Origin of the sequence: Microcystis sp. M109S1, assembly GCF_020247025.1 — a bacterium.
Lineage (GTDB): Bacteria > Cyanobacteriota > Cyanobacteriia > Cyanobacteriales > Microcystaceae > Microcystis.
The window spans coordinates 1-6654 of sequence record NZ_JADBRW010000203.1 but is presented as its reverse complement, the minus strand read 5'-3'; the positions used below and the strand labels follow the sequence as shown (position 1 = coordinate 6654).

At 45.8% G+C, this 6654-nt stretch carries 8 protein-coding genes and 1 pseudogene; 6 read left to right on the top strand and 3 right to left on the bottom strand.

The window, feature by feature from the left end; genetic code table 11:
• Positions 1-23 precede the first annotated feature (23 nt).
• The 5 genes and pseudogenes from IM322_RS10160 to IM322_RS10140 form a co-directional block, all read left to right on the top strand.
• Positions 24-215, top strand: a pseudogene (locus tag IM322_RS10160) (hypothetical protein); the annotation flags it as partial.
• A gap of 298 nt (positions 216-513) precedes the next feature.
• On the top strand, positions 514-1458 hold the full coding sequence (locus IM322_RS10155; RefSeq protein WP_287675156.1) for a class I SAM-dependent methyltransferase: 945 nt from the start codon (positions 514-516) through the stop codon (positions 1456-1458).
• A 345-nt stretch (positions 1459-1803) separates the two neighbouring features.
• Positions 1804-2079 carry a hypothetical protein gene (locus IM322_RS10150; protein ID WP_002765009.1) on the top strand — a complete coding sequence of 92 codons (276 nt, stop codon included), beginning with the start codon at positions 1804-1806 and terminating at the stop codon, positions 2077-2079.
• A gap of 216 nt (positions 2080-2295) precedes the next feature.
• Positions 2296-2505: a type II toxin-antitoxin system HicB family antitoxin gene (locus tag IM322_RS10145; RefSeq protein ID WP_002734849.1), complete on the top strand. Its 210-nt coding sequence runs from the start codon at positions 2296-2298 to the stop codon at positions 2503-2505.
• Positions 2498-2725: a type II toxin-antitoxin system HicA family toxin gene (locus tag IM322_RS10140; protein WP_287675163.1), complete on the top strand. Its 228-nt coding sequence runs from the start codon at positions 2498-2500 to the stop codon at positions 2723-2725. Before IM322_RS10145 ends, IM322_RS10140 begins: the two co-directional genes overlap by 8 nt.
• A gap of 147 nt (positions 2726-2872) precedes the next feature.
• Here the strand turns inward: IM322_RS10140 and IM322_RS10135 are convergent, their stop codons facing one another.
• From IM322_RS10135 to IM322_RS10125, 3 genes are all read right to left on the bottom strand, one after another.
• Positions 2873-3820 (bottom strand): PRC-barrel domain-containing protein, encoded by a 948-nt coding sequence (locus tag IM322_RS10135; RefSeq protein ID WP_287675164.1) that lies wholly within the window; start codon positions 3818-3820, stop codon positions 2873-2875.
• A gap of 264 nt (positions 3821-4084) precedes the next feature.
• A complete protein-coding gene (locus tag IM322_RS10130) occupies positions 4085-5344 on the bottom strand; it encodes a dihydrolipoamide acetyltransferase family protein (protein WP_287675166.1) in 1260 nt (419 codons plus the stop codon).
• 252 nt (positions 5345-5596) lie between these two features.
• Positions 5597-6340: a DUF561 domain-containing protein gene (locus IM322_RS10125; RefSeq protein ID WP_287675168.1), complete on the bottom strand. Its 744-nt coding sequence runs from the start codon at positions 6338-6340 to the stop codon at positions 5597-5599.
• A gap of 90 nt (positions 6341-6430) precedes the next feature.
• On the opposite strand from IM322_RS10125, the gene IM322_RS10120 reads away from it, so the two are divergent.
• A partial coding sequence (locus tag IM322_RS10120) for a helix-turn-helix domain-containing protein (protein WP_287713190.1) occupies positions 6431-6654 on the top strand: 224 nt, incomplete at its 3' end.

Sequence of the window (6654 nt, the reverse complement as noted above, 5' to 3'; positions counted from 1 at the left end):
CCCTTATATAGAAAGGCATTTAGCGATTTTTGTCAATTGTTTTTGATCTAGAGCGAACTAATCAATTAAATCTCTTGCCAGATAAGGATTTAGTCGATTTATGCCCCCCTATCGAACCATACCAAGTAACGAAGAACCATTATTTATTCTCCCTTTTGCATGAGTGCCTTTTGCCTGTCTTGATATGTAGCCTATACTCAACCGATTTAGTATAAGTTGTTTCCCATCCCTCGATCGCTTGACTATTGATCGCCCATTTTCAGGTCAAAACTCGAAGTATAAGCAGATTAAATATTACTACCTATTGACAAATTAGTATATATGTTGTATGACGGGGTGATATACAGAAAGTTGACCCACATCGTTACCCCAGAGAGTGTTATGCAGAAAGTTTCCGTACAATATGTAGTTGGGCTGCTTCAAATCTCGGTTGAGGCAGTTCACTTAAGTTATCTGTAGGTGTTCAAGGTTTCGGAATGTTGTCCAGATTAAGTTCACACATCACAATCACTCATGCAACTTGATACTAATTCAATCCAAGCCGCAGGATATGCTTTGATGGATGATGCACAAGCCATGCTACTTTCTGGCAATGCCAAAGCGGGTATGGATCACGTCATTCTTGGTATGAGGGAGATCAAGAATCGTTATCCTGCCACCGAGTGGAGAGATTTTGCCCAGACCACATTTCTCGGTCATCCCGTAACCCAACTGATTCATCAGTGTCCGTTTACTTACCACTCTTTCAGCAAGCCACGAGGCTATGCTGGAGATGCAGAATTACTCGATTTTATCTACGGGTTCAAGCAGCCATCCCAAAATCTAGCATCCCTTGGCAAGGAAATTTTTGATTATTGGCGATATGATGCAACAGCACCCAGCAGCGTTCGAGCAAGACGGGATGTGTTAGTCAGAACGATCGATGGTGTTGCATCTGAAGCAACACACCCAACTCGGATTCTCTCTATTGCTTGTGGACACTTGCGAGAAGCCAAAGAATCTGTAGCAGTTCAAGAAGGAAGCATTGGTCAGCTTGTTGCCTTTGACCAAGATCCTCTATCGCTTGAGGTCATTGATCGTGAGTTTGACAATGGTTCTATTCAGACGATTCGAGGTTCAGTGACAACGTTAGTTCGACAAAAGCAATCCTTTGAGAATCTAGATTTAGTTTATGCAGCAGGGCTGTACGACTATTTATCACAACCGTTTGCCACACGGCTGACCAAGATAATGTTTGATATGCTGCGGACAGGAGGGAAACTACTGGTCGCTAATTTTATTCCCGATCATCGAGAAGTTGGATACATGGAAACATTTATGCAGTGGCAGCTCATTTATCGTACTGAAAGTCAGTTAGCGGATGTAGCTAAAGAGATTTCAGCTTTAGAGATAGCGAACAAACGGACTTTCTTTGAAGACAACGGCAATATTGCATTCCTAGAATTAGTCAAAGCTTGAGGTTTTGGTTTGTGAATAAACCTTTTGTATTAGAGAGCAGAATTAGTTGCGCCGTAGAATCAGCAGCTCAACACGGCGTTGGAGCGGACAATTAGGAGATATTGGTGCTGAGTTCGAGTCGGTTGATTGCCGCTCAACTCTGACGTTAGACAGCCGTAGGGTGCGTTCCCTAATGTGACTCCTGCTGCTCCAGCGATCGATTTTGGGGAACGCACCATGCACATTGATTGAAGCTGTGAGTCTAAATGCAATGCCGCCCTTGTGGGCCTAGTTGGGGAATGTTAGCGAAGATTCCCCATGTTTAGGTTAAAATAGAGGGGCAAAAGTTGCAACGGGGTCAGGACAATGACAGTTAATCAACTCCGCTACAGCAAAGAAGAATTCGCCCGACGTGGTAATGAGATTTATCAATCTCAGGTGCGCCCCCAAGTCGAGGAAGGCAATCATGGGAAGATTGTAGCCATAGATATCGAAACAGGGGCTTTTGAAGTAGCAAAAGACAGCCTCACAGCTTCCGATCAACTTTTAGCCCGATTGACCGATGCTCAAATTTGGTTCGTAAGAATCGGACATCGAGCAGTTCATCGAGTCGGTTTGATTGGGGCAAATTTATTTCAATGATTAATCAACTCTACGCTTGTTTTTGCACAATCTTCTCACTCAATTCTAGGAAGGTGGGACAATATTGGATTAATTACTAATAACTTAATATCTTATAGAGTTTTTCAAAAAGCGTGAGTTGGGTCAATGATCAGGAAACCTAACTATTTTCTAACCAAACGATTAGGAAACAGTTATGTTATGATTTTCAGAGTAAGCCGGAGATGATAAGACACCATGAAAAATCGCATCTTTACTGTTATTTTGTACAAAGAAGATAATATGTACATTGCTGAATGTCCAGAAGTTGGCACAGTAGATCAAGGAGAAACAATTGAGCAGGCGATTGCTGGATTGAAAGAAGCCACACGGCTTTACCTAGAGGAATTTACCTTACCAGAAACATCCCCTAGATTTGTGACCAGTATTGAGGTTAGTTATGCCTAAGCTGCCACGAATCTCTAGTCGGGAGGCAATTCGCTCTCTTGAACGCTTAGGCTTCGAGGAAGTTCGTCAAACAGGTAGCCATGTTGTGATGAAGAAAGAAACCGAAGAGGGCAAAATTGGTTGTGTTGTCCCTGTACATCAGGAATTGAAGGTTGGTACATTAAGTGGAATTCTGAAACAAGCCCAAGTCACAGTTGAAGAGTTCATTGAACATCTGTAAAGTCTGACAAATCACTGCACTCGACGTGATACCAAAAGTATTTAGTCCCCCCAGAGAACCCCCTTGAGCCACCTAGCACACTTTCCTCTTTTTGTCAAATTTTATGTTAAGAAAAATGTAACTAATGGATAGGGGGACTGTCAAAGATTAACCGTCTTCGTATTCGGGGATTCTTTCCTTTTTCTTCTCGGTGATATTGATGCGGGGGGGATTGTAATCCGGTTCCACGTCATCATCCCACATATCATCTTCGGCCTTATCTTCGTAATCGTCGTACTGAGGACGAGAAAAGCTTTCTGTGCGTTCTAACCGCGCCTCTCCCCAGTTATCTTCTTCTTCCTCGTATTCTTCCTCATAATAACGAGCTTCGGCCCGTTTTTGCGGTGGGGGAGTGGCGCGCAGGGGTTCTTTTTCCCATTCGTCCTCGTTCCAGCGTTCTTCCACGGGTTTAGCTGACTCCACAGGAGTGCGGAGGGGAATACCCGTACCTAACTGATTTTCCGGGCGAGCAGCGGGGGTATAATAAGCTTCTTCTTCTTCTCTTTCCCAGGGGGGACGACCAATACCCAAACGTTCCAAAACTCCCACACTAACTTGGGTGAGACGTTCCTCGGCCCCTTCAAAGACAATTAAGCGATTCGGACCGCTGCTAACCACTTCTTCAATGGCAATTTCGTAGGTACTGATCAATTGTTCGGGGATAAGAGGCAATCCCAGGGAAGCGATGATAATGGAATGTAATTGACCACTAAGGGGATCAAATTGATAATCGCGGACTTTGCCTAAAGGTTCGCCGGTTTCCGTGATCACGTCACTACCGATTAAGGGAGTATAAGCATCGATATCGACGGATTCCAAGACGTTATCATCTTCAACGAGAACCACGTCTCCTGTCTGACTGATGCTCGATAAATACATATATTGAGGCATTCCCGACAGGGAGAGGATATTATCGCGGAGTCCGAGGGCAACCACTTCTCGTTGATCGATATCTACTAGGATATCTTTAACAACGCCGAGTTTTTTGCCTGTATTGCGAGTGATAACCTGTGTATTTAAAAATTCTGAACGTAAGCGACTATTCTCTGTGATCATTTTTTCCTATGGGTAGGCGTTAGGGCGTGGGAATACGAATTATTGTAGGCTTAATATATAGGGCGAGATTGAGGGTTAATTTACCGATATTAGCTTAGATATTAAAGTTCCCTGAGATTAACACTTTTTTTGGCCTTGTTTGGGCGATAGTTTTGGGTGATAGATAAGGTTAAACCCATTTTAGCTAATTCTTTACATTTTTTTAGTAACAACAAAGCAGGAGCTAGAGAGAAACTCCCTTGACTCCTGCTGCCTAGATTCTGATTACATAGTTAAAGACTGCACCTCAGTTTCGATCAGTTTAGCCAAGTCTTGCAGGAAGGAGGCTGCATCGGCCCCGTAGATGACTCGGTGGTCACTGGTGAGATTAACCGTCATCTGTTTTTGCACTCCGAATAAACCATTATTGTGGACGACGATTTGGGGACGGGAAGCGCCCACTGCCAGGATCGCACCTTGGTTGGGAGGTAAGATAGCGGTAAAGCGATCGACTCCGAACATTCCCAGATTAGAAATGGTAAAAGTACCGCTATTGTATTCTTCCGGTTGCAGTTGTTTACTGCGAGCGCGATCGACTAAATCTTTCCAACTGCGGGATAGGGAATAGATATCCATCTGGTTAGCAGAGCGCAAAACCGGCGTAATTAAGCCACCATCGGGCATAGCCACGGCTACGGCCACGTTAATCGCCCCGTGGTATTGGATTCCTGCGTCGCTATAGCTGGCATTAACTATAGGATGTTTAGCGAGGGTGTTGGCTACTGCTTTTGCTAACAGGGCCGTCATGGTGACACCCTTGGATTTTAGCTGTTGATAGAGTTGATCCAGTGGGTCGGTGGTGATAGTGTAGCCCACTTGGAAGGTGGGAACCTGTAGGCTAACCGACATATTCTGAGCGACGGCTTTTTGCAGAGTGGTGAGGGGAACAGTCCGACCGACCGGAGCGCTGGCCGGAATCGGGGCTTTAGGAGCCGCTACAGGCACGCTGACGGGTTGCGGGGGAGTAATGACGGGAGCGGGGGCGGTGCTGACTTTTCCTGTCGCTTTTTCTACGTCTTCGGCGGTAATTCGTCCGTGGGGACCGCTACCCACTAGGGTTTTCAGATCGACCTTTAATTCTTTAGCCAGTTTTTTGGCCCTGGGAGAGGCGACTAAACGGCCATTATCTTTAACGGCGGCGACGGGGATCGAAACGGGAGGCGGAGCGATTTCTGGGGTCTCTACGGGCTTGCTAGGGGCGGCGGCGGCGGTTTTTCCCTGAGCTTTGGCAAGTTCAATTTCCGCTTCAGTTTCGGCGATATAGGCGATCGCTTCCCCTACGGGTGCTTCTTGGCCAGCTGCCACTAAAATTACAGCGAGATAGCCATCATAAAACGATTCTACGTCCATGTCGGCTTTGTCGGATTCGACCACTAACACCGTTTCCCCTTTGCTGACTTTTTCCCCGGGGGACTTCACCCAAGAAACTATTTTTCCTTCGGTCATGGTGGAACTGAGCGCGGGCATGAAGATATCTCGAATCATGGTGGAGTGCTTCTATCTCTAATGTTTTGAGCCATAGGGCATTTTACCACAGTTGATGGGGTGTGGGGCTTTTCAGTAATCAGTGAGTAGTAAACAGTAATCAGTGAAAAGCAAGCTCCGAACTTGTCACTTAATACTATTGACTGAAAACTCACATCTGGTAACTGATAACTGATAACTGATAACTGATTACAGATGGAAAAAGAGAAGGGAAAACAGCCCCTTCTCCGTCGTATCTAGACAAAAATTGTTCTAGTTGCCAACATGGACAGGTTGTGCTTGCAGAGATTCGACTAAACCGCGCACGGCTGCCACCATAGCCACTTCATTATCCAATTGATTGATCGCCGAACCAACACCGATACCGGCCGCTCCAGCAGCGATCGCCATGGGGGCGGTGACAATGGATAAACCGGAAGCGCAGAGGACGGGAACCTTAACCGCATGGGAAATAGCGTGGGCTGCCGCTAGAGTCGGGGCAGCTTTTTCAATCAGTCCCAAAATACCGGCGTGAAGGGGTTGACTGCTAGTGCCGCCTTCGGTTTGAATAATGTCAGCACCCTGACTAACTAAAGCTTCCGCTAGTCTCACCTGTTCATCGAGGGGCAGCAGATGGGGAACTGTCACAGACAGGGTTATTTCGGGCAGTAAGTCGCGAGTTTGACGGGTTAGGGCTAAAACTTCCGCAGCCTCAAAAATGCGTCCTTGAGCATAAAAACTATCGAAATTACCGATCTCAATTAAATCGGCTCCCGCGTCCACTGCCATCACCAACAATTCTGGTTCAACGGCCGATACACACACGGGTAAATTTGTCAAGGCTTTTACCGCCCGAATTAGGTCAGCATTAGCGGCAATATCGACAAAAGTTGCTCCTCCGGCGGTAGCGGCTTTAACTACTGAGAGAACCTGCGAGCGATCGAAATTATTTAACCCACTGATCACTTTCAGGGCATGACGACGGGCGAAGGCTTGCTGTAAGGTAAAATTGATCATCGAAAATTTGGGTCTGAAACCCCGTCGTTTCACGACGGCTTTACCGTTAAATATTAACACATTTACCAAATATATGCTAAAATGTGAGACATGGAAAAAGCCTATTCGTTTCGATTTTACCCCACACCCGAACAAGAGTCGCTATTGCGGCGCACCTTGGGCTGTGTAAGATTAGTTTACAACAAAGCTCTCCACGAACGAACACAAGCATGGTACGAAAGACAAGAAAGAGTAGGATATGCTCAAACTTCTTCAATGCTAACCGATTGGAAAAAGCAAGAAGAATTAGACTTTCTCAATGAAGTAAGCTGTGT